Below are 23739 nucleotides of genomic sequence, written 5' to 3'. Positions count from 1 at the left end.
ATGCAGTGTATATTCGGGGCGGCAAAATTGGATTTCGTAAAACAGGCAGGGAAACCCTAGATTATGAAATTTGATTTCCTGAAGACTTGAAACGAGGAAACCGAAGTGCAATCAATCGAGCTGGACCGCACCGATCGCCGCTTGCTCGGGGTGCTGCAGGAGAACGGGCGCGCCTCCAACCTGGAACTGGCCGAGGCCATCGCGCTGTCGCCGGCGCAGACCTTGCGGCGCCACCGCCGGCTGGAAGAAGCCGGCCTGGTCAAGCGCTATGAGGCGCGGCTGGACGCCGCGGCGCTGGGCTTCGGCGTGGTCGCCTTTATCCATGTGACGATGGAGCGCGGGCATATCCGCGACCTGTCCAACTTCAAGCGGCTGGTGGCCGAGCTGGCGCAAATCCAGGAGTGCTTCTCGGTGACTGGCGATATCGATTACGTGCTGAAGGTGGTCGCGCGCGACCTCAAGTCGCTGTCCGACTTCCTGCTGGATACGCTGATGCGCATTCCCGGCGTCAGCGGCGTGAAGTCGAGCGTGTGCCTGGACGAGATCAAGTGCACCAGCGCGGTGCCGATGGAGCCCTGAAGCGGCTGGTCAGTCCTCGGGCAGGTCAATGCGGTCGCATTGCACGTTCATCGCGCGGCAAACCTCGCACCATGATGCTTGCGTGCCGGCGCCGGCCGGGCAGGGACTGCCGCTGCCCTCCGCGCCGGCCGGCGGGGCAAGGTCTTGCCCGCGCGCCTGGCCGGCAGGTTCCGGTGGCTGTACCTCGGACGTCCGTGGCCGGCCGCCGCAAGCCTGCGATATCGCGGCATCCAGCGCTTGCAGGCCCACCGGCTTGACCACCACGGCATCCATGCCCGCTGCCAGCGCCGCGGCGTGGTCGCCGGCCACGGCACTGGCGGTGCAGCCGATGACAGGCACGCAGCGGTGGGCATCGTGGCGGGCCCGCACGGCGCGCGTGAAGGCGAGACCGTCCATGACCGGCATGGCGCAGTCGCAGACGATGACGTCGAAGCTGGCACGGTCCAGCGCGGCCAGTGCTTCGCGCCCATCGCACGCCGTGCTCACACGGTGGCCCAGATGTTCAAGCTGGCGATGCAGCAGCAGGCGGTTGGGCGCATGGTCGTCGATCACCAGGATGCTGGCCTCGCGCCGCGGGCAACCTGCCATCGGTGACGGTGGCGCCGGTGGCACCGGAGCGGCCGGCTGTGGCGCGCTGGCGATTGCCAGCGGCAGCGACACCACCACGCGCGTGCCCCGTCCAGGCTGGCTGGTCAGCGCGATGCTGCCTCCCATGGCAGCGGCGAGGCGCCGGCAGATGGCCAGTCCCAGCCCGCTGCCGCCAGCGGAGGCGCGCCCGCATTCGTGCACCTGCTCGAACGGTTGGAACAACCGGGCCTGGGCCTCGACGGGGATGCCGACGCCGGTGTCGGAAACGGTCAGCATGACCTGCTGGATGCCGTCGCAGGGCGCCTGCGCGTCCAGCCGCACGTGGACCGTGCCGTTGTCGGTAAAGCGCACCGCGTTCGACACCAGGTTGGCCAGGATCTGGCGGAACCGCAGCGCGTCGACCTGATGCAGCGGCGCCAGCGCTGCGCTGACGCCGCTGGTCAGAGGCAGGCCTTTTTGCGCGGCCACGGGCCCGAAGATCAGCAGGTTTTCGTCGACCAGGCCTGACAGCGACGCGGGTGCCGGCTGGATGCGGAACTTGCCCGCCTCCAGCCTGGACAGGTCGAGCAGGTCGTCGATCAGCGCCAGCAGCCCCAGTGCCGACTTGTGGGCGGTGAGCAGTTGCAGCCGCTGTTCGTCCGGCAGGTGATTCTGTGCCAGCGTCAGCTCGAGCATGCCGGTGATGGCATTCATCGGCGTGCGGATCTCGTGGCTGACTGACGCCAGGAAGGCGGATTTGGCTTGGTTGGCGGCTTCGGCCTCGGTCTTGGCCTGGGCCAGTTCGGCCAGCATCTCGTGGCGCTCGGTCAGGTCGACGCAGCCGCCGGCCAGGCCCTTGACGGTGCCGTCGGCGCCGCGCAACGGGGTCAGCCAGTTCAGCACATGCATGGTGCGGTCGCCCAGCCGCAGGCAACGGTCCGAGCGCAGCGGCGCGCCGGTTTCGATGACCTGGCGGTAGTCGTGCGCCAGTTCCGCCATGTCGATGGCAAGGGGCTGGGCCGCCGCGACGGCGTCGAGCGGTTGCCCGAGCAGGGCGCTGCGCGTGGCGCCCAGCAGTTCCTCATAGCTGCGGTTGCAGGCGATGAGCCGGAGCGCGGCATCGCGCAAATAGACCGGCTGGGGAATGCCGTCAAGCAGCGCGGTCTGGATGGCGACGCTGTCTTGCAGGGCGGTTTCGGCGGCGCGGCGCCGGCGCACCTCGCGGTACAGGGCAACGATCCAGGCCAGCAGGCACGGCGTGACCGCACAGAACACGGCGGTGGACCAGCCCAGCAGTTGCGCGTGCGGTGCGGGTGCCGGCGTCGGGGCGGTCAGCGCGGGCATCGATGCGGCAGCGTCGGGTCCTGGCACGGTCGCCGGCAGCGCAGCGGTCGCGATGCCGAGCGACAAGCCTAGGGCAAGCGCCATCGCGCACGCGCGCCGCGGCACCGGCGCGGTCCGGCTGACCCACGACCTGCGCCTGGCAGGTGGGGTGGAGTCGTAAGCGGCGCGGTGCCGGCACGTGGTGGCGGGTGGCGAAGCAGAAGAGGGCGAAGAGAACGACAAGCGGTTGGCAAGGTCAGTAAAGTGCCTTCACTCTAGGGTGCCGGGCCCGCCATCTCATTAGGACGAATCTGAAATTAATACGGAAATTTCGATATCGCGGGCACCTTGCCGCCTGTGGCGTCACATATCCAACACAATCTGGGGCCGCCGTGCGGCGCCATGCGGGGCACGTCGGCGACATCGCAATTTCCGCACGCTTACCGCGCATCACATGCAGCGCGGCGCCGCATCGCCGAGCGTGGCCTTTCCGAAGAAACCACCGGTGCCTCGGAAATTTCTGGTTTCGTAAGGCGCAATTGCTTAGCACAATGATGTGCCCGGTCGCGCGGAAAACGCGAAGTTTGCAACGGAGTACAAGCTTGACCACCATCCTGATCGTCGATGACCACCCACCCGTGCGCGCCGTACTGAAGACGCACTTTTCCCAGGTGCTGGGCGTCACCCATGTGCTCGAGGCAGACAATGGCCAGGCGGCCATCGAGATCGTGCGGCAATACACGCCCGATGTGGTCATCCTCGATCTCGATATTCCCAAGATCAACGGACTCGACGTGATTCCGCGCCTCAAGGCCAGCCACCCCGCGGTGCGCATCCTGGTCATCTCGGGCCAGGACCAGAACGCCTTTGCGCCCCGTGCGCGCCAGGCCGGCGCCCACGGCTTTGTCAGCAAGACGCAGGAACTGGCCGAGATCGTGCGGTGCACGGAGTCCGTGCTGGCGGGCTATACCGTCATGCCGGAGATCGATCACGGCAAATCCGGACTGGCCGACGAGGCCGAGCGCCTCGCCTCGCTGTCGGACAAGGAACTGGTGGTCATGCAGATGCTGGCCAAGGGCATGTCGAACAAGGAAATCGGGCAGGTCTTGTTTATTTCCAACAAGACCGTAAGCACGCACAAGACCCGGGTGATGGAAAAACTGGGTGCAAAATCGATTGTCGATGTCATTGATTTTGCGCGGCGCCACCATATTGCGGTGGGATAACGTGAACGCCGCCGATGCGCAGTCCCGCCCCCGTGCCTTGTTGCTGGCACCACCCGCCGGCGACTCGGCCTGGATCGCGGATGCCGCGCGGATCCTGCGTGACCTGGGCTTTACGGTGCAGATCGACATGGGCGGGCCGGCAGGGGATCCGGCCGCCGACGTTGAGCTGGTGCTGGCCAGTGCCGCCGCCGGGATGCCTGCTCCGCAAATGCACCCATGGCGTGCCCGCGGCGCGGTTTTCGCCGTGGTGCACCCGCCCGGCGCAGCGCCAGCGGTCAGCGGCGCAGAGCCCGCCGTGGCCCGCCTGCGCGAGCCGGTCACCGAGGCGGCGCTGCTGGCCTTGCTGGCCGGCCAGCACTACGTGGCGCTGTCCGCGCGCGAGGCCGCGGGCATCGCCCGGGCCATTGCCGGCCAGACCTTCGGCAATCCCGCCTTTGCCGACGAACTGTTGCAGGCGCTGGTGACCTCGACCCGTGATGACCTGGCGCAGCTGCGCCAGGCCGGGCACGACCTGGAGGCGGTACGCGGTGTCGCCCATCGGCTCAAGGCGTCGGCCCACTATGTCGGGTGCCATGCGCTGCGGCGGATGGCGCAGCGGCTCGAGCTGGCTGCGCGCGATGGCGATGCCGCCACGGCCGCGGCGGTGGCCGCGATCGTGGCGCCAACGGCGGCACGGCTGCTGAGCCTGCTTGCCAGCCTGCCCCTCGCAAATCAGGCCGATAACTTCCAGCGAAAATAGCACAGCGGGAATACACCGAATTGGCGCCATGGCGGCGCTTGATTATTCTGGTGCTTTGGCGGGAATTAGGCGCGCATTATCGATTGTCAGGAATAAATGGCGCCGATTTATTCGGTTCGGGACTGGTTAAATGCCGGGCGCTGCCCGCTCCTTGCTGGCAGCGGCTTCAGGCATTTACGGGGAGGAGGGCAGGGATGGCCCATATCATGGCGTCAATGCCGGATTCGGCGTTCTATTTCCACCTGGCCGCGGTGGCGCTGCTGCTGCTGGGGTGGGCCGCGTTTCGCGCGGTCGCCTTTGTCATGGCGTCGCCGCATGGGCGCCCCGCGCGCGCCCGGCGCATGCTGCTGGTCAGCAGCGCACGCGTGCTGGCGGTCGGCGCCATCTGGACCGCCATCGTATACGGCCACGGCGTCAGCGAGCGGGCCGGCGCGCACAACTGCCGAAGGGTTCCCGCGGTCGATGCGGCCGCCCGGTACGCCGCCGAATACTGCTACCTGGGCGGCGAGCGGATATTGCTGCGGATCTACGGCGCGGAGCGCGACCGGGTGCTGGCTCATCGCACCTTCACCAGTGCGGGGCCGGTGCGACTCAGCTGGGACGGGCAGGCCGTGGTGTTCGACCCCACTGCGCCGGGCCGCAAGGGGCGGCTGGTGTTGCCGCCTGCGCTGCACGACCGGCTGCTGGCGCGGCTGCCTTGAGCTAGCGCGTGGTCCGGAGAGCGGCTAGCGCCGCCGGGCCTCCATGCTGGCCTGCATGCGGGCCAGCAGCGCGTCCAGGCCGTCGGGCCGCGGCAGTTGGGCGATCAGCCAGCGCACCGCCTCGGACAACTGCTGGCCATCGTAGTCCGGCGCGAAGCTGTGCAAGGTGGCGCCGTGCAGGAAGCAACGCAGCGCCAGCCATTCCGGCTGCGGCGGCGCGTCCGGCGGCTGGCCGAACAGCCGCTGCGGCACCGCCGCCAGCGGCGCGTGCACCGCGCGGGCCAGGCGCAGGTCGCCGCGCGTTGCCATCCACACCTCCAGGATTGCCAGCGAGGCGTGCCGCTGCGGCCGGTTTGCCAGCACATGCAGCATCAGGTGCAGGCGCAGCGACGGGCTCAGCGGCCCGAGCGCGGCCAGGCGGTCGGCTTCGCGCTCGAGCAGCGACTCCAGCATGGCCGGCAGCAGGTCGTAGCGCCCTTCCGGGAAGTGGTGGCGCAGCGAGCCGCGGCTGGTGCCGGCCAGCTCGGACACGCGCGCTTCGGCAAAGGCCGCGTAGCCTTGCTCGATGAGCAGGGTCGCGGCGGCATCGATCAGGGACTGGCGGGTACTGGCGCTGCGTTCGGCTTGGCTGGGCATGGGCCGGATTGTAGCAACGGCGCGGGGTCGGCTTGCCGTCGCCGCGGTACCGCGGCGCTTCGATCCAATGCGGAAATGCGGGTGCGCGCAGTCACCCTGCGGCGGCGGGCAGTTGCTTCAGTGCGGCGCTGCCGCCGGCATGTCGGCACTGCAGCTCGGTGCCGTCTCGTCATGCGAATGCGGGGCGAGGGCGCCGGGGATGCGTGGGGTCTCGAGCCCCTTGCCGCGCAGCCATTCGGCGGTGGTGGCCGCGGCGCGGTCGATCAACTCGCCGCAGCGCGAGTAGTCGTAGGGTGAGATATCGAGCGGACACAGCGGCGGCACCACGCTGATCTGCGCCTGGTTGGCGAAGTGCTGCAGGTCATGCACCAGCTGGCGCGCCACCAGCAGCGACAGCGCGTTGAACGCATGCTCCAGCGCGCCGCGCGGCGGACGGCGCTCGGCGCAGGTAAAGCCCGCCGGCAGCACGATCACGCGGGTGGCGCCCAGGCCGATCGCGGTCGACACCGGCGTGTTGTTGGCCACGCCGCCGTCGATCAGGGTCCGGCCCGCGAACTGTACCGGCGGGAACACGCCGGGGATGGCGGCGCTGGCCAGCACCGCGTCGACGATGCTGCCGCTGGACAGCACCACCTCGTCGCCGCTGTGCATGTCGGTCGCCACCACGTGGAGCGGCAGTTCGGCCGCTTCCAGCTGGCGCGGCCCGAAATGCCGCGCCAGCAGGCTGCGCAACCCCGTCGCCTCAACCAGATGGCCGCGGCTGCCGCCGAACACGTTCCAGACGCTGCGCCAGCTCCACGGCAGGATGTCGGTGCGCCGGATCGCGCGCCACAGCGCGTCGAGCCGCTGCGCGCCGGCCACGCCCGGGTTGCAGGCAAAGTAGGCGCCGTTGATGGCCCCGGCCGACGCGCCGATCACGATATCCGGCATCACGCCCCAGGCCGCCAGTTCACGCAGCATCCCCACCTGGATCGCACCCAGGCTTCCGCCGCCGGCGAATACAAAGGCTGTCTTGTCCATGGCTGCGGCGGTCTCCGTGTCTTGTCAGCGGTCCTGTGCAAAAGCATAGGCGACGTCCGGGACATCCGGCAGTGCCAGCATTGCGTCCGCAGCCAATCCCGATGTCGTCCGTATTTAGCAATTAACCGCCATGAATTTGCCCCACCTGCGGGTTTCGGCCGGCAACGCAGGAGGCAGGAGGCCGACAGCGTGGTGACGTCGATCAGCCCAGAAACTCGTCCGCGGAAATGCCAAGCTGCGCGGCCATGTGTTCGACCAGCCCTTGTAGTCTTGCCACTTTTTCGGTCAGGGCCTGCTGCTCGGCGCGCAGCTGTTCCAGTTCGGCCGATGGTGCGGCGTTGCCGTCGGCGGCACGGCCGCTGTCTTCGGCGGCCACGGCGGCGCTGGCTTCGCCGCTGAGCAGATGCATCCAGCGGTTTTCGCGCGCGCCGGGGGCGCGCGGCAACCGCACCACGCGGGGCGGCGTCTGGCTGGCCAGTTCGTCCAGGAACGCCTCGACCGAGGAGATGTCGGCAAAGCTGTGCAGCCGCGCGGTATTCAGGCGCAGTTCGGCGGCCGTCTGCGGACCGCGCAGCAGCAGCATCGCCAGCAGGGCGACTGACTGGCTGGGGATGCCCAGCGCGCGCTGCATGTTGTGCTCGAAGCGCGGCACGCGGCTGCTGCTGCCTTCAAAGACCAGGCTCAGGCCCTTGAGGCCATCGATGGCCTCGAGGATCTCAGCCTCCGAGACGTTCATCACCGGCGCGCGCGCGGTCTTCTGGTTGCAGCCGGAAGCCAGCGCGTTGAGCGACAGCGGGTAGGTATCCGGTACGGTGTGCTGCTTTTCTACCAGCACGCCCAGCACGCGGCCTTCTACCAGCGTAAGCGGGCGCAGTGCCGGGCGCGCGGGACGGTCGCGGGGCGGGTTTGGATTGGATTCAGGACTGGATTCAGGGGTGGATGGCATCAAGGCTTGTACTTTATGGCAGTGGCGGCGCTGGCAAAGGCCTGCCGAGCGCCGAGGCGAACATTCAATCCCAAGCCGGCGCAATGCGCAACTGCCGGCACCGGCGGCCTCGCATTCGGCATCGCGCCGTCTACTATCGATAGGCCGCGCCGCGGCAGCCGGAATCGAGGCAATCCGGTGTGACCGGTGTCATCAGGGAGGCAGCATGGCGAACTTGCAGGCGGATGCAGTCGTGGCCGAAGCAGAGCCAGGTCCGGAGACCGGCGGCGGGCTGGAGGCCCCTTTCTCCACGCTGGAATCACGCTGGCACCAGATGTTCCCGCAACTGACCGCCGACGAGATGGAACGCGTGCGGCGCTTCGGCACGCCGCAGAGCTGGCGCGCGGGCGAGAAACTGTTTGCCATCGGCGAGGCCGGGCGCGGCATGTATCTGGTCACCAGCGGCCGCGTGCGGTTGATGCGGCGCGACGGCCTGGGGCGCGAGCACCAGATCACCGAGCAGGGCGCCGGGCACTTCCTGGCCGAGGTCGGTACGCTGGCCGGCCGGCCGGCGCTGGTCGACGGCATCGCGGTCACCGAGACCCATGGCTACGTGATCCTGCCGGACCGGCTGCGGGCGCTGCTGGTGGCCGAGGCCGAGCTGGGCGAGCGCATCATGCGCGCGCTGATCCTGCGCCGCGTGGGTCTGATCGAGTTCGGCAGCGGTCCGGTGCTGGTGGGCCACGGCACCGAGCCGCAACTGCTGGCGCTGCAGGCCTTCCTGCGCCGCAACGGCTATCCGCATACCGTCATCGATATCGATGCGGACCGCGACTGCTCCTTATTGCTCGACTATGCCAGCGCCCCCGCCAGCGACTTTCCGCTGGTGATCTGCGCCGACGGCCGCGTGCTGCGCGCCCCGGACGAGGGACAGCTGGCGTCGTGCCTCGGCCTGCTGCCGGAGTTCGATCCCGACCACGTCTATGACGTGGTGGTGGTCGGCGCCGGGCCAGCGGGGCTGGCGACGGCGGTCTATGCCGCGTCCGAAGGCCTGTCGGTGGCGGTGATCGATTGCCGCTCGCCGGGCGGACAGGCGGGCGCGAGCGCGCGCATCGAGAACTACCTGGGCTTTCCGACCGGTATCTCGGGGCAGGCGCTGGCCGGGCGCGCGTTCGTGCAGGCGCTCAAGTTCGGCGCGCACATCGCGATTCCGCTGGAGGTGAAGGCACTGCACTGCGGCGCCGACCCGATCCGGCTCGAGCTGGCCGACGGCCGCATGGTGCCGACCCATACCGTGGTGATCGCCACCGGCGCGCAGTACCGCCGCCCCGGCATCGACGCGCTCGAGCGTTTCGAAGGCCGCGGGGTTTACTACTGGGCCTCGCCGGTGGAGGCCAAGCTGTGCAAGAACGAGCCGGCGATGCTGGTGGGCGGCGGCAATTCGGCCGGGCAGGCGGCGGTGTTCCTGGCCTCGCATGCGGCGCACGTGCATATGCTGGTGCGCGGCCCGGGCCTGGCCGCGACCATGTCGCGCTACCTGATCGACCGCATCGCCGCGCTGCCGAATATCACGCTGCATACCCGTGCCCAGATCAGCGCGCTGGACGGCGACGGGTGGCTCAGCACGGTCCGCTACGACTGCCGCGCCGAGCATGCGGCGCCGGTCACGATGGCAGTGCGGCACCTGTTCCTGTTCATCGGTGCCGATCCCAATGCGGCGTGGCTGCGCAGCTGCCATGTCGAGGTCGACGACAAGGGCTTCGTACGCACCGGCGGCGGCGCGCTGGGCTGCGCCGCGGCGGTGCCGTATCCGCTGCAGACCAGTGTGCCGGGCGTGTTTGCCATCGGCGACGTGCGCGCCGGGTCGACCAAGCGCGTCGCCGCCGCGGTCGGCGAAGGCGCGGCCGTGGTGGCGCAGATCCACGACTACCTGGCACGGTTCCAGGCGGCCGCTGCGCACTGAACGGGCGCGGTTCAGCCCTGCGCCTCGCGCTCCAGCAGCTCGCGCTTGCGCGCCACGCCCCAGCGATAGCCTGACAGGTCGCCGTCGCTGCGTACCACGCGGTGGCAGGGAATCGCCACCGCCAGATGGTTGGCCGCGCACGCCTGCGCCACCGCGCGCACCGCGCGCGGCGCACCGATGCGGGCCGCAATCTCGGCGTAGCTGGCGGTGCTGCCGGCTGGGATCTCGCGCAGCGCTTGCCATACGCGCTGCTGGAACGCGGTGCCGCGCACGTCCAGCGGCAGCGCCAGGCCGATCGAGGGCGCTTCGATCAGGCCGACCACCTGGGCGACGAGCTGCTCGAACCGCGCGTCGCCGCCGATCAGGTTGGCGCGCGGGAAGCGGTCCTGCAGGTCTTGCAGCAGCGCTTGCGGATCGTCGCCGAGCAGTATCGCGCAGACGCCGCGCTCGCTCTGCGCCACCAGGATCGCACCGAGCGAGCATTGGCCGATGGCAAAGCGGATATCCATGTCGGCGCCGCCCGCGCGGTAGCGCGACGGGGTCATGCCCAGCACGGCGTCGGAGGTCTCGTAGAAGCGGCTGTTGGAGCCGAACCCGGCATCGTAGATGGCCTCGGTCACGGAGTCGCTGGCGCCCAGCTGCGCGCGCAGTTTCCTGGCGCGGTGCGCGGCGCCGTACGCGCGCGGGGTCAGGCCGGTGGCGGTCTTGAACAGGCGGTGGAAGTGGTAGGGGCTGATGCCCGCGGCGCTGGCCAGTGCCGCCAGCGTGGGCACGGCGTCGGCGGCTTCGATGCGGCGGCAGGCCTCGGCCACCAGCACCGCGTGCCGCGCCGCCAGCGCGGGCGGTGCGGCACGGCGGCTGGGACGGTAGCCGGCGGCCTCGGCCGCGGCGGCGTTGTCGAAGAACTCGACATTGGCCGGATGCGGCAGGCGCGACGGGCTGCTCGGCAGGCAATACACGCCGGTGGTCCTGACCGCATAGACGAAGTCGCGGTCGGCGCCCGGATCGCGCGCCAGCACGCGGGCCCAGCGCGGATCCTGTTCGACCAGGGTGGCTTCGGCTGCTTGTGCGGGACGGCGGGTGGATCGGGTCATGGATGTCTCACGTAGCGTCGTGGAAGATGATGCCGAGCGTGTAGCGCTGTCCGGCATGCAGCCGGCTGACGCCATGCCGCAGGTTGACGCGATAGCTGCCGCGGCTGCCCTGCACGGGCCGCTGGCTGACCGCGAACACCACGGCATCGCCCTGGCGCAGCGCCACCACCTCGGCCCGCGACTGCATGCGCGGGCGCTGCTCGGTCAGCACGAACTCGCCGCCGGTGAAGTCGCGGCCGGGTTCGGAGAGCAGGATCGCAACCTGCAGCGGGAACACATGCTCGCCGTACAGGTCCTGGTGCAGGCAGTTGTAGTCGCCCGCGCCGTAGCGCAGCAGCAGGGGCGTCGGCCGCGACTGGCCGGCGTGGTGGCAGCGCGCAATGAAGTCCCGGTGCGCGGCAGGGTAACTGACGTCGATGCCCATGGCGGCATTCCAGCGGTTGGCTACCGGCACCAGGTGCGGGTAGAGCGCCGTGCGCAGTCCGGCGACCAGGCCGGGCAGGGGATAGCGGAAGTACTTGTATTCGCCCTGGCCGAAGCCGTGCCGGCGCATCTCGATGCGCGCGCGGTACAGCGCGTCGTTGCCATAGCCGGCCGCCAGCGCGTTGCATTCGTCGGCCGACAGCAGGCCGCGGATGGAAGCGCAGCCATAGTCATCGAGCTGGCGCGCGACCGCGGCCCAGTCGATGCCGTCGACCCGGGTCGCCATATCTGCCTCATGCCGGCGCTGCACCGCCGCGCCATGCACCTGTGGAACCGGCCGGCGCGGCCCGGCGACTGCCGGTTCCGGCCGCTGAATCTGGCTGATGCCCACTGCGAATCTCCTGTCTTGTGCTTGCATGGTGCCAACTTTAGGGCGGGCCCGCGCGCGGCACACTCCGGGTCTTGCTTTCAAATTCTGTACATCATCCTGCCTTGACAAGACAGATCTGTCTACTAATAATGAGACAGACCTGTATCACCCCGTAATTGTCCTCGCTTCAATGCCTGCCTGACCCTCAAAGGAGCTTCCATGTCCACACCCGTTGAAACCCGCCCGCCATTGCCTCCATTTACCCGCGACACCGCTATCGCCAAGGTCCGCGCCGCCGAGGACGGCTGGAACAGCCGCGATCCGGAACGCGTGGCACTGGCCTATACCGTCGACAGCGCGTGGCGCAACCGCGCCGAGTTCGTCAACGGCCGCGCCGATATCGTCGCGTTCCTGCAGCGCAAATGGCAGAAGGAACTGGATTACCGGCTGATCAAGGAGTTATGGGTGCACGAGGAGAACCGCATCGCCGTACGCTTTGCCTATGAATGGCACGACGATTCCGGTAACTGGTACCGGTCATACGGCAACGAGAACTGGGAATTCGATGAGGCGGGGTTGATGCGCAAGCGCTTTGCGTGCATCAACGATGCGCCGATCCGGTTGGCGGACCGCAAGTTCCACTGGCCGCTGGGCCGGCGCCCGGATGGGCATCCGGGCTTGAGCGAGCTGGGGTTGTGATGCGGTTCGGGTAGCGCAGGTAAGCGGTGCCTGGCGGCTCCGCTTACTGCATCTTTTCCAGATTCCCGATACGCACCAGCATCTCGGTGAACATCTGCATATCGAGATTGAGGTCGGCCACTTCCTTGTACTCGCGCGCGTTGTGCGCGGTGTACTTCTTGCCCGGCATGGCCGGCCCGAAGTTGATGGCGTTGGGCATCAGCTTGGCGGTGGTGCTGCCGGCGGTGGAGACCGGCTTGGCTTCGAGCCCGGTGGTATCGCCAAAGATGTTCAGCAGCGTCGACAGCCACGCGCCCTTGGGATCGCGCGCCATCCAGTTGCCCTGGTCGTACTTGATCTCGACCGGCCCATGGGTGGCGGCCCAGCTGAAAATGCGCTTGGTGATCTGGCCGCCCAGTTCGTCCGGCGTGCGCCCGCGCGGCATGCGCACATTGGTGACCACGTCGACGTATTCGCCGCGCTCGCGCACCAGCGTGGGCGACATGGTCAGCGGCCCCATGAAGGGATCGCGGTAGGCCACGTCCATGCGGTTGCCAAGGTAGTCCAGCCCGTACAGGTCGTTCAGGTAGCGCACCGCGTTCAGGTAGTGGTTTGCGGCAAAGCGCACGCCGCTGGCCTGCAGGAACAGCGCCAGCCGCGGCAGCGGGTTCACGCCTTCTTCCGGCCGCGAGCCGTGCGCAGAGGCGCCGGTGACCTTGACGTCGACATCGTTGCCGGCGCGCTTGACGTCGATCGAGAACTTGCCGCGCGGCGTATAGCGGCGCAGGAAATCCGCGCGCGCCTGTTCCAGCGCGGCAGCCACCGCCGCGGCATCGCCGCCGGCGATGCGGGCGGTGGCGGTTTCGGGAATCGCGTTGGCCGAGGCCGCGCCGCGCATCGCGACGATGGCCGGGCCCTTGCCGTCGGCGGGGCCGGGCGCGCGCTTGTCGTCGGCCGCCTTGATGCCGAACGAGACCGTCAGCGTGCCCGCGCCTTTCTCGGCCACCACGGCCGGATACTTGCTGTCCAGCACCACGTTGTACTCGGGCAGCGTGGTGTGCTGGCGGTAGTACTTCATGCCGTCGCCACCGGTCTCCTCGGTGGTTTCGATCATCAGCCGGATGCTGCGCTCGAGCGGCACGCCGCTTTCCTTGACGGTCTTCATCGCGTACAGGACTGCGGCGATCGAGCCCTTGTCGTCGATGGTGCCGCGCCCGTACAGCCGGTCGCCGATGCGCGTCATCCGGAACGGGTCCAGCCGGGTGCCGTCGTCCAGCACCCACTCGTCGGCCACCGCCGGCACCACGTCGGCATGGGTCAGGATGCCGAAGGTGTCCTTGCCGCCGCCGGGCAGCGTCACTTCGAAGACGCGGTTGTCGACATTGCGATAGGCCAGCCCGAACTCGCGCGCCATGCCTTCGATCATCTTGCCGAACTCGACGATGGCCGGGTTCTCGTGCTGCGCGATCTTTTCCTCGCGCACGGTGCGCAGCGCCACCATCCTGCCGAGCACATCGATGGCGGCGGCCTCGTTGCGCAGCCGGTTGTAGACCCCCAGCAGCCGGGCGACATTGACCAGGTTGTCACCCGACAGCGGCGTTTTCGACTGCCACGCCGCCACCGCGGGCGCGACCATCGGCTCGGCCTTGGCCGCCGCCGCCATGAAGGCCGGCAGGTCGGCCTGGGCCGCCTTGGCCGCGGCCGGGCTGTTGCCGGTCAGGGCTTCCAGCGCCGGCTTCTTCAGCGTCTGCGCGTGCGCGGGAAGGGCCAGCGCGAGCGACAGCGCCAGCAGGGATGCCCACCGATGGCGGTACGGCAGGCGGCAAGGTCGGGTCATTGCGAAGAACGGAGTCTGAGGAGATGCCGCATGATAGGGCACTCCCCTGGGTTTTCCCGAAAAAATATGCTTTTTCGTCCGCGCGGGCTGGACAGCTTCCGGACCGATAGAAGGTGCCTATCCGTCAATCATAGTCTTTGACAATCATCGTTTTTGAAACGATGAATTGTACAAATCACTTCCCGGTCTACAAAATGGGGCCTTCGCTGCAACCCGCAGCCGAACCAACCCGATCCAGAACCAGGAGTGAACTGATGCTGCAATCCCGCGAAGGCCAACGCGTTCCCAATGTCGCTTTCCGTGTGCGTGAAGACAACGAGTGGAAAACCATCACCACCGGCGAGCTGTTCGACGGCAAGACCGTGGTGGTGTTCTCGCTGCCCGGCGCGTTCACGCCCACCTGTTCCTCGACCCACCTGCCGCGCTACAACGAACTGGCGCCGGTGTTCGCCAGGCACGGCGTCGACGACATCCTGTGCGTGTCGGTGAACGACACCTTCGTCATGAACGAATGGGCCAAGGACCAGGAATCCGCAAACATCACCATGATTCCCGATGGCAACGGTGAATTCACCGAAGGCATGGGCATGCTGGTGGACAAGGCCGACCTGGGCTTCGGCAAGCGCAGCTGGCGCTATGCGATGCTGGTCAAGGACGGCGTGGTGCAGAAGATGTTCATCGAGCCGGAAGAGCCGGGCGACCCGTTCAAGGTGTCCGACGCCGACACCATGCTGGCCTACATTGCCCCCGGCGCGCGCAAGCCCGACCAGGTGGTGGTGTTCTCCAAGGTCGGCTGCTCGTTCTGCGCCAAGGCCAAGCAGCTGCTCGACGACAACGGCTTCGACTACGTCGACGTGCCGCTCGACAACAAGGTGCGCGGCAAGGTGCTGGGCGCCGTGTCGGGCGAGATGACCGCACCGCAGGTCTTTATCAATGGCAAGCTGATCGGCGGCGCCGAAGCGCTGCAGCAGTACCTGGCCGCCTGAGCCCCAATCAGCCGATTCCCATTCTTGCCCCGATCCACGGGGCCGGCAGTCGCCGGACCCGATGGCGCCGCCTTGCCCGAACCGCGCCGGGCAGCGCCATCCAGCCCGCTGATTGACCCAGCCTGACGCTTCAGAACACAAAGGAACCACCGCCATGACCACCATCCAGACCGACGTCGCCGTGATCGGCGCAGGCACCGCCGGCCTTGCCGCCTACCGCGCCGCGATTGCGGCGGGCAAGCGCGCCGTGATCATCGAGGGCGGCCCCTACGGCACCACCTGTGCCCGCGTGGGCTGCATGCCGTCCAAGCTGCTGATCGCCGCCGCCGAGGCTGCGCACGAACTGCGCCACACCGCGCCGTTCGGCGTCCATGTCGACGGCCAGATCCGCATCGACGGCCGCGAGGTGATGGCGCGCGTGCGCAGCGAGCGCGACCGCTTTGTCGGCTTCGTGGTGCGCGGCGTGGAGAACATTGCGCAGGCCGACCGCATTCGCGGCTATGCCCGCTTTATCGACACCACCACGCTCGAAGTGGACGGGCACACCACCGTGCGCGCCAGCCGCGTGGTCATCGCCACCGGCTCCACGCCGGTGCTGCCGGCGCCGTTCCAGGTGTTCGGCGACCGCCTGATCGTCAATGACGATGTGTTCTCGTGGCAGGACCTGCCCGGCAGCGTGGTCGTGTTCGGCCCCGGCGTGATCGGGCTGGAGCTGGGCCAGGCGCTGTCGCGGCTGGGCGTGCGGGTGCGTGTGTTCGGTGTCAGCGGGTCGCTCGGGCCGCTGACCGATCCGGTGATCCGCGCCGAGGCGGCGCGCACCTTCAACCAGGAGTTCTATCTCGACCCCGACGCCAAGGTGACCGACATGGGCCGCGACGGCGACCAGGTGGTGGTGACCTACCTCGACCGCGAAGGCCGTAGCGTGACCGAGCGCTTCGACTACGCCCTGGCAGCCACCGGCCGCGCGCCCAATGTGCGCGGCCTGGCCCTGGAAAACACCGGCCTGGCGCTGGATGCGCGCGGCGTGCCGCTGTTCGATGCGCACACGCTCCAGTGCGGCAACGCGCCGGTCTTTATCGCCGGCGACGCCAACAACATCCTGCCGCTGCTGCACGAGGCCGCCGACGAAGGCAAGGCCGCCGGCGAGAACGCCGCCAGCTATCCGCAGGTGAAGCCGCTGGCGCGCCGCGCGCCGATCGCGGTGGTGTTCACGGATCCGCAGATCGCGATGGTCGGCCAGCGCTACGCAGACCTTGCGGCGAATGGGGAAGACAGCTTCGTGACCGGCGCAGTCAGCTTCGAAGACCAGGGCCGCAGCCGCGTCATGCTGAAGAACCGGGGGCTGATGCACGTCTATGCCGACAAGACCACGGGCCGCTTCCTGGGCGCCGAATGGACCGGCCCGCGCGCCGAGAATATCGCCCACCTGCTGGCGTGGTCGTACCAGCAGGGGCTGACCATCGCGCAGATGCTGACGATGCCGTTCTACCACCCGGTGGTGGAAGAGGGCCTGCGCACCGCGCTGCGCGATGCGGCCGCCAGGCTTGAAGGCTGAATCTGCGGTGTTTGCTAGACAGGTCTGTCTGTCATAGTATCGAGACACAGCCCGGCGGCGCGCTGCCCGGGCTGTTTCTCCTGTTCCCGCTACGCAAGCTTGCATTACATGGCCACGCCTTCCGCCCGCGACCGCATCCTCGACACCGCCGCCCGCCTGTTCTACCAGGAGGGCTACCGCGCCACCGGCATCGACCGGATCATTGCCGAATCCGGCGTCGCCAAGATGTCGCTCTACCGCCATTTCGCCTCCAAGAACGCGCTGATCGCGGCGTTCCTGGCGCGCCGGCATGACGAGTGGATGGCGTGGTTCCGCCAGGACGTGGAAGCCCGCCTGGCGGCGCGGCCGCGCCTGGATGTGATCGCCGATACGCTGGCCGACTGGTTCGGCAGCGACTTCCGCGGCTGCGCCTTCATCAATGTGGTGGCCGAAGCCGGCGATGCGCAGGCCCAGCAGCAGGCGGCGGCCCATAAGGCCGAGCTGGAGGCCTTCATCGCCGAACTCGCGGCGCGCCTGGACCTGCCTGCGCCACAGGCCGTGGCGGCGGAGGCGATGCTGTGCATCGAGGGCATGATCGTGCGCTATCAGATGCGGCCGGATAGCGGGGTGATCGAGGCGGGGAGGCGATTCCTTGGCCGCCTGCAGGACGATTGAAGAGATCGTCCGGGCTTATCGTCTGGGCAGCAGCATCCGGCGCGCTGCCGCATAGTCTCGCAGCGCCTCGTTCATCAGCGTTTGCCAGCCGCTGCCGGTTGCCTTGTAGGCCGCCAGCACGTCGGGATCGATGCGTAGCGTCTGATTGACCTTGCGTTCGCTGGCGGGTTTGGCCGGCCTGCCGCGGCGTTTCGCCAGTGCATCGGCTTTATCCTTGCCGAGCACCTCCCGCGCTGAGCGCATCTCCTTGAACTGTTCTGTCGGCACTGACACTGCATCGCGGTCTTCCGCAATGCCGCGCGCAATGGTGGCGTCCTCTGCGGGGGTGGGGCGGATGAGGTCAGGCTTTGTGATCATAGTTTCGCAACTCCGGAACTGGCGTTGAATCATTTATGCTACAGCATAAATGATTCAACCGAATCGAAGGGGTCGGACATCGGACACTTCAGCGGGATAAATCCATGAAAAGCCATGGCCATATGTCTCGCTTCTGACACATTCAGGCTACAATTCTGATGTAATCACGAATCATTCCTATTCGTAATCAGAATTTTTCCCTTGAGATGCCGGTTTTTCGGCATCGCTACCTTCCGACCCCTGAGTGATGCCTCTGCACCCCATCCCGCGGGCGAAGCGACGCTTTGCCCGCTCCGCGCTTGTCACCCCATGCCGTCTTTCCCTGACCACCCTCGTGCTGAGCCTGCAGGCCGGCGGCGTATTTGCGCAGTCAGGCCAGGCCACCGCGCCCGCCGCACCGGCGACGGCCACCGCCACGGCCGCTGCCGAGCTTCCGGCGGTCACGGTCCGGGCCAGCAACGACGATGAAACCGCTACCGGCCCGGTCCATGGCTTTGTGGCAAAACGCAGCGCCACCGCCACCAAGACCGACACGCCGGTGATGGAGACGCCGCAGTCGATCACCGTCATCACGCGCGACCGCATGGAGGCGCAGGGCGCGCAAAGCGTGCAGCAGGCCATCGGCTATAGCGCCGGGGTCTACGCCGGTCCCTACGGCAATGACGCGCGTGGCGACTGGGGCAAGTTCCGTGGCACGGATTTCACGCAATACCGCGATGGCCTGCTGAACCAGGTCGGCTTCTACAACAACGTGCGTCCCGACGTTTACGCCCTGGAGCGCATCGATGTACTGCGCGGGCCGTCGTCGATGCTGTTCGGGCAAGGGGCGGTCGGCGGCATCCTGAACCTGGTCAGCAAGCGCCCGCAACCGGAAGCGGCGCGCGAGATCGGGGTGCAGTTCGGCAACTACAACCGCAAGCAGGTGCAGGCCGACGTGACCGGGCCGCTCGATGCGGACGGCAAGTGGCTGTACCGACTGGTGGCGCTGGCGCGCGACAGCGACACGCAGGTGGACTACGTACAGGACAACCGCTACCTGCTCGCGCCCTCGCTGACATGGCGGCCGACGCAGGACACCTCGCTGACGCTGCTGGCCAATTTCCAGCGCGATGTGAGCGGGACCTCGGTCGGTTTCTTCCCGTGGCGCGGCACGCTGACTCCGAACCCGGGCGGGCAGATTCCCGACCATCTGTTCATCAGCGAACCCGGCTTTGACCGCTACACCGCGGAGCAGCAGTCGGTCGGCTACGAATTCCAGCACAAGTTCAATGACACCGTGACGGTGCGGCAGAACCTGCGGTATTCGCACAGTTCGGTGGACTACCGCAGTATCTACGCGCGATTCAACGATGCCAATCGTGGCTGGGTGCCAGGCAGCAACACGCTGATGAACCGCACCGTCTACGTGAATCAGCCGACGCTGAATTCCTTCGCGGTAGACACGCAGGCACAGACCAACTTCCGCACCGGCCCGATCCAGCACACGCTGCTGACGGGCGTTGACTACCAGCATGCTGAAATCACCGGGACCACCGGCGTCGGCGGCTCCGCCGCGCCGCTCAATGTGTTCAACCCGGTCTACGGCAACTTCACGGCGCCGGGCACGCGCTCGCTGAATCCCGCCACGCAGGCGCAAACCGGCCTGTACGTGCAGGACCAGCTGGCCTGGAACAAGTGGCTGCTGATGCTGGGGCTGCGCTATGACTGGTCGCGCGCGGCGCAGGACAACACGCCGTCGGCCAGCCGCGACGACAGCGAGCTGACCAAGCGCGCCGGCCTGATGTACCGCTCGGACATCGGCCTGAACCCGTACGTCAGCTACTCCGAGTCGTTCCAGGGGCTGGCCGGCTTCAACAAGGCCAACCAGGCCTTCAAGCCGCTGCGCGGGTCGCAGTGGGAGGCGGGCATCAAGTACCAGCCGCCGGGCAAGAACGCCACGCTGACCATCGCGGCGTTCGACATGCGCGAGAAGAACCGCAAGACCGCCGGCGTGGTCAATGGCATTCCGGATTCGGTGCAAGTGGGCGAAGCGCGCACGCGCGGTATCGAGGTCGAGGCCCTGGCGTCGCTGACGAACCGGCTGGACCTGATCGCGACCTACACCTACCTGGATGCGCGCGTGATCGATGGCACCCCGGCCGAAGTCGGCAAGAAGCTGGCGAGCACGCCGTCGAACATGGCGTCGCTGTGGGCCAACTATCGCTTCAAGCTGTTCGGGATCCCTGGTTTCGTGGCAGGCGGCGGCCTGCGCTATGTCGGCCCCAGCTATGACGGCAACGATCAGAACCGGGTGGGCGGCGTGACGCTGTACGACGCGATGATCGCCTATGACCACGGCCCGCTGCGGGTCGCGCTGAACGCCAACAACCTGTTCGACAAGCAGTTCCTGACCACCTGCCTTGCGCGCGGCGACTGCTATTTCGGCGCGCGCCGCACGGTGGTGGGCACCGTCACCTATCGCTTCTGAACCGGAAGCGGCGCGCCAAGAAACGAGCCCCCGGCCGGGGTGGTCGGGGGCCCGTCAAGCAACAGGACGCCCGTCGGCGTCCAGCAACGAGTGTAGCCCGGAAAATCGCCATGGCAAGGACCGCGGCGGCCCAACCCTGCGGCCGCGGCGCCGGTCGCGTTAATCGGCGTCGGGAATCGGCGCTCCCTGCACTTTGGGCGCCGGTTCGGCCTGCAGGACGTCGGCCGGCAACAGCTTCAGGAAGGTGCGCGCCACCTCGGGATCGCGGCACGCGAGCCAGTCGTCCCACTGCGCGCGCGGCACGATGACCACCGAGCGCTTTTCGTCGCCCGGCTTGTGGAAGCGCCGCAGCAGCGGGTGCTGCGCCGAACTGACGGTCAGCATGGTGAAGGACAGCGCCTGGTCCGGCCAGCCGCGCCACAGCCCGGCAATGCCCAGGGCCGGCTCGCCGGGCAGCCAGACGCGCCAGCGCACCGGCTTGCCCGGCGCCGCACCGTCGGCCGCGTGGTCGCGGTAAGCAAACTCATAGAACGCCGTGGCCGGTATCAGGCAGAGCTGGCCCTGGCGCCAGTAGCGCGCAAAGGCGGGGCGCTCGCCCACGGTTTCGCTGCGGGCATTGGTGGTGTCGTAGCGCCGTGCGCCGGGTGGAATGCGCTGGCGCGGCACCATGCCGAACGAGGCCAGGTCGGCACGGCGTCTGCCGTCGTCATCGGCGCGCACGATCGGTGCAGCGTAGTCGGGGTAGGTCTCGGCCTTGTACACCGCCGCGGGCGGCTCCACGCCGAAGATCTCACGCAGGATGCGGCGCTGGACCGGGGCGTAGTTGGTGCACATGCGCAGTCTCCCGAGGGTGATGCCGGTATCGTGTGAGGCTGGCGGCGCCGCGTCAAGAACGCTTCGGCACCTCCGTCGGGTCAGCAGGGATGGCAAAAACCGTCAGCCGTGCTGGCGGAATCGGTTATTGCCGGACCGGCGCGGCGTGGCGCACACTCTTGCGGCAGCCGTGGCGCGGCCAACGCGCACCGGCCACCGACTACAAGGCACAAGCCGGACTCAGGAGACCCCATGCGCGACTACGCCCAAGCTTTCGACGGATTTTCCTATGACGACGCCGTGGCACGGCAATTGCACGGCAGCCTGGCGGCGATGAACGCCTGCGTCGAATGCTGCGACCGGCACGCACAGCCCGGCCGGATTGCGCTGAACTGGGAAGGGCGCAACGGCGATGCGCGCAGCTGGACCTTTGCCGAGCTGCAGGCGCTGTCGGCACAGTTCGCGGGCTTCCTGCAGGCACAGGGCGTGCAGCCGGGCGATCGCGTCGCGGGCCTGTTGCCGCGCAACGCGGAACTGCTGGTGACGATCCTCGGCACGTGGCGCGCCGGTGCCGTGTACCAGCCGCTGTTTACCGCCTTCGGTCCCAAGGCCATCGAGCACCGTCTCAATGCGTCGGGCGCGAAGGTGGTGGTCACCGATGCCGCCAACCGGCCCAAGCTGGACGAGGTGGCTGGCTGTCCTGCCATCGTCACGGTGACCGGCCCCGCGGGTAGCGCGGAGCAGCACCCCCTGAACGCCGCCGACTTCAGCTTCTGGGCCGAGCTGGCGCGCCAGCCGGCGTCGTTCGCGCCCGTGATGCGCCGCGGCGACGACCCCTTCCTGATGATGTTCACCTCCGGCACCACCGGCCCGGCCAAGCCGCTGCTGGTGCCGCTCAAGGCCATTGCGGCGTTTGCCGGCTACATGCGCGACGCGGTCGACCTGCGCGACGACGACGCGTTCTGGAACCTGGCCGATCCGGGCTGGGCCTACGGCCTGTACTACGCCGTCACCGGCCCGCTGGCGCTGGGCCATGCCACCACGTTCTACGACGGCCCCTTCAGCGTCGACAGCACCTGCCGCGTGATCCGCAAATACGGCATCACCAACCTGGCCGGCTCGCCCACGGCCTACCGGCTGCTGATCGCGGCGGGCGGGGCCGTGTCCGGCCCGCTGCGCGGGCAGCTGCGCGCGGTCAGCAGTGCCGGCGAGCCGCTCAACCCGGAAGTGATCCGCTGGTTCGCCAGCGAGCTGGGCGTCACCATCCACGACCACTATGGCCAGACCGAACTGGGCATGGTGCTGTGCAACCACCACGCGCTGGCGCACCCGGTGCGCATGGGCGCGGCCGGCTTTGCCAGCCCGGGCCACCGCGTGGTGGTGGTCGACGAGGCGCTGCGTGAACTGCCCCCCGGCCAGCCGGGCACGCTGGCGCTGGACCTGAAACGCTCGCCGATGTGCTGGTTCGGCGGCTACCACGGCACGCCCACCAGCGCCTTTGCCGGCGACTACTACCTGACCGGCGATTCCGCCGAGCTCAACGACGACGGCAGCATCAGCTTTATCGGCCGCGCCGACGACGTCATCACCACCTCCGGCTACCGGGTCGGGCCCTTCGACGTGGAAAGCGCGCTGATCGAGCATCCGGCGGTGGTCGAGGCCGCGGTGATCGGCAAGCCCGACCCCGAGCGCACGGAGCTGATCAAGGCCTTCGTGGTGCTGGACCGGCACCACCAGGGCTCGCCCGAGCTGGCCGAGACGCTGCGCCTGCACGTGCGCAACCGCCTGGCCGCGCATGCCTACCCGCGCGAGATCGAGTTCGTCGCCGAACTGCCCAAGACCCCCAGCGGCAAGGTCCAGCGCTTTATCCTGCGCAACCAGGAGGTCGCCCGCGCGCGCGAGGCCGCGGGCGCCTGAGCCTTGCCGTGCCGGCTGGCGCGGGCGGTGCCGGCCGGGCCCGCCGCGGACCGCTTCCTATAATGAGGAAGCGGTTGCCGGGGTCCCGGGGGTGAAGGAGGCCGCGGCGCCGCTCCCGCGCGCCTGCAGGCAGGGGCGCGCATCCTCCATCTCCAGACCAACCGGCGAGGCGACAACATGCAGAGTAGCGAAGCGGTGCTGACGCAGGCGCGCGCAGCCCTGGCCCATGTGCCGTATCAGGGCCATGTCCTCCATCCCACCATCCAGTTGCGGCTCTCGGACGGGGCGCTGATCCTCGAGGGCGAAGTGGCCGATATCGTTGACAAGACCCGGGCCGCGGCGACGCTGCGGCGCGTCGACGGCGTCACCAGCGTGATCGACCACCTGCGCGTGGCCAATGGCGGCGCGCCGGTGGGTGACGGCGAACTGCGCGACGCCGTGTGCGAGCGCCTGCTCAATGCCGTCGAATTCCACAATTGCAAGATCTGCGCGCGCGTCAAGGGCAAGCCCGAGGCCATGCGCGAACCGGTGAACGAACGCAACGGCTGGATCGAAGTTGCGGTGCAGGACGGCGTGGTGACGCTGTGGGGGCAGGTGATCAGCCTGTCGCACATGCGCCTGGCCGGCGTGCTGGCGTGGTGGTCGCCCGGCTGCCGCTGCGTGGTCAACGAACTGGTGGTGGCGCCCGCCGAGACCGACCGCGACGATGAAATCACCGAGGCGCTGATGCTGGTGCTGGAGACCGACCCCTTCGTCGATGCCGCGCAGGTCAGCGCGCATACCCAGGACCGCGTGGTGACGCTCGAAGGCTGCGTCAACAACGAGCGCACGCGCCGCCAGGCCGAGCGCGATGCGTGGTACGTGCAGGGCGTCGAGGACGTGGTCAACCACATCTCGCTGCGCCCCTGA

21 protein-coding genes are annotated in these 23739 nt (G+C 68.3%); 12 read left to right on the top strand and 9 right to left on the bottom strand.

Going from position 1 to position 23739, the window contains the following annotated elements; genetic code table 11:
- The first annotated feature begins 105 nt into the window (after positions 1 to 105).
- On the top strand, positions 106 to 579 hold the full coding sequence (locus tag LIN44_RS19270) for an Lrp/AsnC family transcriptional regulator (RefSeq protein ID WP_025581629.1): 474 nt from the start codon (positions 106 to 108) through the stop codon (positions 577 to 579).
- 9 nt (positions 580 to 588) lie between these two features.
- Here the strand turns inward: LIN44_RS19270 and LIN44_RS19265 are convergent, their stop codons facing one another.
- A complete protein-coding gene (locus LIN44_RS19265; RefSeq protein WP_227315863.1) occupies positions 589 to 2574 on the bottom strand; it encodes a PAS domain-containing sensor histidine kinase in 1986 nt (661 codons plus the stop codon).
- Between the two features lie 497 nt (positions 2575 to 3071).
- Here LIN44_RS19265 and LIN44_RS19260 point away from each other — a divergent pair, with 497 nt between their 5' ends.
- The 3 genes from LIN44_RS19260 (at position 3072) to LIN44_RS19250 (ending at position 5135) form a co-directional block, all read left to right on the top strand.
- Complete coding sequence (locus LIN44_RS19260; RefSeq protein ID WP_227315862.1) at positions 3072 to 3695, top strand: response regulator transcription factor; 624 nt, start codon at positions 3072 to 3074, stop codon at positions 3693 to 3695.
- A gap of 1 nt (position 3696) precedes the next feature.
- Positions 3697 to 4434, top strand: a complete 738-nt coding sequence (locus tag LIN44_RS19255; RefSeq protein WP_227315861.1) for an Hpt domain-containing protein — start codon at positions 3697 to 3699, stop codon at positions 4432 to 4434.
- Between the two features lie 194 nt (positions 4435 to 4628).
- Positions 4629 to 5135 carry a hypothetical protein gene (locus LIN44_RS19250; protein WP_227315860.1) on the top strand — a complete coding sequence of 169 codons (507 nt, stop codon included), beginning with the start codon at positions 4629 to 4631 and terminating at the stop codon, positions 5133 to 5135.
- A gap of 24 nt (positions 5136 to 5159) precedes the next feature.
- Here LIN44_RS19250 and LIN44_RS19245 read toward each other — a convergent pair whose 3' ends face one another.
- The 3 genes from LIN44_RS19245 to LIN44_RS19235 all read right to left on the bottom strand — a co-directional run bounded on the left by LIN44_RS19245 (position 5160) and on the right by LIN44_RS19235 (position 7737).
- Positions 5160 to 5771 carry a TetR/AcrR family transcriptional regulator gene (locus tag LIN44_RS19245; RefSeq protein WP_227315859.1) on the bottom strand — a complete coding sequence of 204 codons (612 nt, stop codon included), beginning with the start codon at positions 5769 to 5771 and terminating at the stop codon, positions 5160 to 5162.
- A 117-nt stretch (positions 5772 to 5888) separates the two neighbouring features.
- Complete coding sequence (locus LIN44_RS19240; protein WP_227315858.1) at positions 5889 to 6791, bottom strand: patatin-like phospholipase family protein; 903 nt, start codon at positions 6789 to 6791, stop codon at positions 5889 to 5891.
- A gap of 202 nt (positions 6792 to 6993) precedes the next feature.
- Entirely contained in the window at positions 6994 to 7737 is a 744-nt protein-coding gene (locus tag LIN44_RS19235; protein ID WP_227315857.1) for a YceH family protein, read from the bottom strand.
- 205 nt (positions 7738 to 7942) lie between these two features.
- On the opposite strand from LIN44_RS19235, the gene LIN44_RS19230 reads away from it, so the two are divergent.
- Positions 7943 to 9679, top strand: coding sequence for an FAD-dependent oxidoreductase (locus LIN44_RS19230; protein ID WP_227315856.1), 1737 nt, complete (start codon positions 7943 to 7945; stop codon positions 9677 to 9679).
- 11 nt (positions 9680 to 9690) lie between these two features.
- On the opposite strand, the gene ada is transcribed toward LIN44_RS19230, so the two are convergent.
- Complete coding sequence (gene ada / locus LIN44_RS19225; RefSeq protein WP_227315855.1) at positions 9691 to 10773, bottom strand: bifunctional DNA-binding transcriptional regulator/O6-methylguanine-DNA methyltransferase Ada; 1083 nt, start codon at positions 10771 to 10773, stop codon at positions 9691 to 9693.
- A 7-nt stretch (positions 10774 to 10780) separates the two neighbouring features.
- Complete coding sequence (locus LIN44_RS19220) at positions 10781 to 11482, bottom strand: 2OG-Fe(II) oxygenase (protein WP_227315854.1); 702 nt, start codon at positions 11480 to 11482, stop codon at positions 10781 to 10783.
- Positions 11483 to 11785: 303 nt separating this feature from the next.
- Between LIN44_RS19220 and LIN44_RS19215 the strand changes: the two genes are divergently transcribed.
- Positions 11786 to 12265, top strand: a complete 480-nt coding sequence (locus LIN44_RS19215) for a nuclear transport factor 2 family protein (RefSeq protein ID WP_227315853.1) — start codon at positions 11786 to 11788, stop codon at positions 12263 to 12265.
- A 43-nt stretch (positions 12266 to 12308) separates the two neighbouring features.
- Here the strand turns inward: LIN44_RS19215 and LIN44_RS19210 are convergent, their stop codons facing one another.
- A complete protein-coding gene (locus LIN44_RS19210; protein WP_227315852.1) occupies positions 12309 to 14081 on the bottom strand; it encodes a dipeptidase in 1773 nt (590 codons plus the stop codon).
- 254 nt (positions 14082 to 14335) lie between these two features.
- Here LIN44_RS19210 and LIN44_RS19205 point away from each other — a divergent pair, with 254 nt between their 5' ends.
- The 3 genes from LIN44_RS19205 to LIN44_RS19195 all read left to right on the top strand — a co-directional run bounded on the left by LIN44_RS19205 (position 14336) and on the right by LIN44_RS19195 (position 17276).
- A complete protein-coding gene (locus LIN44_RS19205; protein WP_227315851.1) occupies positions 14336 to 15067 on the top strand; it encodes a glutathione peroxidase in 732 nt (243 codons plus the stop codon).
- A 154-nt stretch (positions 15068 to 15221) separates the two neighbouring features.
- The gene (locus LIN44_RS19200; protein ID WP_227315850.1) at positions 15222 to 16622 is read left to right on the top strand and encodes a dihydrolipoyl dehydrogenase; all 1401 of its coding nucleotides are present in this window, start codon (positions 15222 to 15224) and stop codon (positions 16620 to 16622) included.
- A gap of 108 nt (positions 16623 to 16730) precedes the next feature.
- Positions 16731 to 17276: a TetR/AcrR family transcriptional regulator gene (locus LIN44_RS19195; RefSeq protein WP_227315848.1), complete on the top strand. Its 546-nt coding sequence runs from the start codon at positions 16731 to 16733 to the stop codon at positions 17274 to 17276.
- Positions 17277 to 17291: 15 nt separating this feature from the next.
- Here LIN44_RS19195 and LIN44_RS19190 read toward each other — a convergent pair whose 3' ends face one another.
- The gene (locus LIN44_RS19190; RefSeq protein ID WP_227315847.1) at positions 17292 to 17633 is read right to left on the bottom strand and encodes a BrnA antitoxin family protein; all 342 of its coding nucleotides are present in this window, start codon (positions 17631 to 17633) and stop codon (positions 17292 to 17294) included.
- Positions 17634 to 17880: 247 nt separating this feature from the next.
- On the opposite strand from LIN44_RS19190, the gene LIN44_RS19185 reads away from it, so the two are divergent.
- Entirely contained in the window at positions 17881 to 20100 is a 2220-nt protein-coding gene (locus LIN44_RS19185; RefSeq protein ID WP_227315845.1) for a TonB-dependent siderophore receptor, read from the top strand.
- Between the two features lie 159 nt (positions 20101 to 20259).
- Here LIN44_RS19185 and LIN44_RS19180 read toward each other — a convergent pair whose 3' ends face one another.
- Positions 20260 to 20934: an SOS response-associated peptidase gene (locus tag LIN44_RS19180; protein ID WP_227315844.1), complete on the bottom strand. Its 675-nt coding sequence runs from the start codon at positions 20932 to 20934 to the stop codon at positions 20260 to 20262.
- Between the two features lie 231 nt (positions 20935 to 21165).
- Between LIN44_RS19180 and LIN44_RS19175 the strand changes: the two genes are divergently transcribed.
- Positions 21166 to 22830: an AMP-binding protein gene (locus LIN44_RS19175; RefSeq protein ID WP_227315837.1), complete on the top strand. Its 1665-nt coding sequence runs from the start codon at positions 21166 to 21168 to the stop codon at positions 22828 to 22830.
- Positions 22831 to 23007: 177 nt separating this feature from the next.
- Entirely contained in the window at positions 23008 to 23739 is a 732-nt protein-coding gene (locus LIN44_RS19170) for a BON domain-containing protein (protein ID WP_227315835.1), read from the top strand.

The sequence above is a fragment of the Cupriavidus sp. MP-37 genome, assembly GCF_020618415.1.
GTDB lineage: Bacteria > Pseudomonadota > Gammaproteobacteria > Burkholderiales > Burkholderiaceae > Cupriavidus.
This window is presented reverse-complemented; position numbering and strand designations above follow the sequence as displayed.

What these genes read in the sequence shown, in the direction of transcription:
- LIN44_RS19265 (WP_227315863.1), bottom strand. Translation starts at nt 2,574, where the DNA reads ATGGCGCTTGCCCTAGGCTTGTCGCTCGGCATCGCGACCGCTGCGCTG.
- LIN44_RS19250 (WP_227315860.1), top strand. Translation starts at nt 4,629, where the DNA reads ATGGCCCATATCATGGCGTCAATGCCGGATTCGGCGTTCTATTTCCAC.
- LIN44_RS19245 (WP_227315859.1), bottom strand. Translation starts at nt 5,771, where the DNA reads ATGCCCAGCCAAGCCGAACGCAGCGCCAGTACCCGCCAGTCCCTGATC.
- LIN44_RS19240 (WP_227315858.1), bottom strand. Translation starts at nt 6,791, where the DNA reads ATGGACAAGACAGCCTTTGTATTCGCCGGCGGCGGAAGCCTGGGTGCG.
- LIN44_RS19235 (WP_227315857.1), bottom strand. Translation starts at nt 7,737, where the DNA reads ATGCCATCCACCCCTGAATCCAGTCCTGAATCCAATCCAAACCCGCCC.
- LIN44_RS19230 (WP_227315856.1), top strand. Translation starts at nt 7,943, where the DNA reads ATGGCGAACTTGCAGGCGGATGCAGTCGTGGCCGAAGCAGAGCCAGGT.
- ada (WP_227315855.1), bottom strand. Translation starts at nt 10,773, where the DNA reads ATGACCCGATCCACCCGCCGTCCCGCACAAGCAGCCGAAGCCACCCTG.
- LIN44_RS19220 (WP_227315854.1), bottom strand. Translation starts at nt 11,482, where the DNA reads ATGGCGACCCGGGTCGACGGCATCGACTGGGCCGCGGTCGCGCGCCAG.
- LIN44_RS19215 (WP_227315853.1), top strand. Translation starts at nt 11,786, where the DNA reads ATGTCCACACCCGTTGAAACCCGCCCGCCATTGCCTCCATTTACCCGC.
- LIN44_RS19210 (WP_227315852.1), bottom strand. Translation starts at nt 14,081, where the DNA reads ATGACCCGACCTTGCCGCCTGCCGTACCGCCATCGGTGGGCATCCCTG.
- LIN44_RS19205 (WP_227315851.1), top strand. Translation starts at nt 14,336, where the DNA reads ATGCTGCAATCCCGCGAAGGCCAACGCGTTCCCAATGTCGCTTTCCGT.
- LIN44_RS19200 (WP_227315850.1), top strand. Translation starts at nt 15,222, where the DNA reads ATGACCACCATCCAGACCGACGTCGCCGTGATCGGCGCAGGCACCGCC.
- LIN44_RS19195 (WP_227315848.1), top strand. Translation starts at nt 16,731, where the DNA reads ATGGCCACGCCTTCCGCCCGCGACCGCATCCTCGACACCGCCGCCCGC.
- LIN44_RS19190 (WP_227315847.1), bottom strand. Translation starts at nt 17,633, where the DNA reads ATGATCACAAAGCCTGACCTCATCCGCCCCACCCCCGCAGAGGACGCC.
- LIN44_RS19185 (WP_227315845.1), top strand. Translation starts at nt 17,881, where the DNA reads ATGCCTCTGCACCCCATCCCGCGGGCGAAGCGACGCTTTGCCCGCTCC.
- LIN44_RS19180 (WP_227315844.1), bottom strand. Translation starts at nt 20,934, where the DNA reads ATGTGCACCAACTACGCCCCGGTCCAGCGCCGCATCCTGCGTGAGATC.
- LIN44_RS19175 (WP_227315837.1), top strand. Translation starts at nt 21,166, where the DNA reads ATGCGCGACTACGCCCAAGCTTTCGACGGATTTTCCTATGACGACGCC.
- LIN44_RS19170 (WP_227315835.1), top strand. Translation starts at nt 23,008, where the DNA reads ATGCAGAGTAGCGAAGCGGTGCTGACGCAGGCGCGCGCAGCCCTGGCC.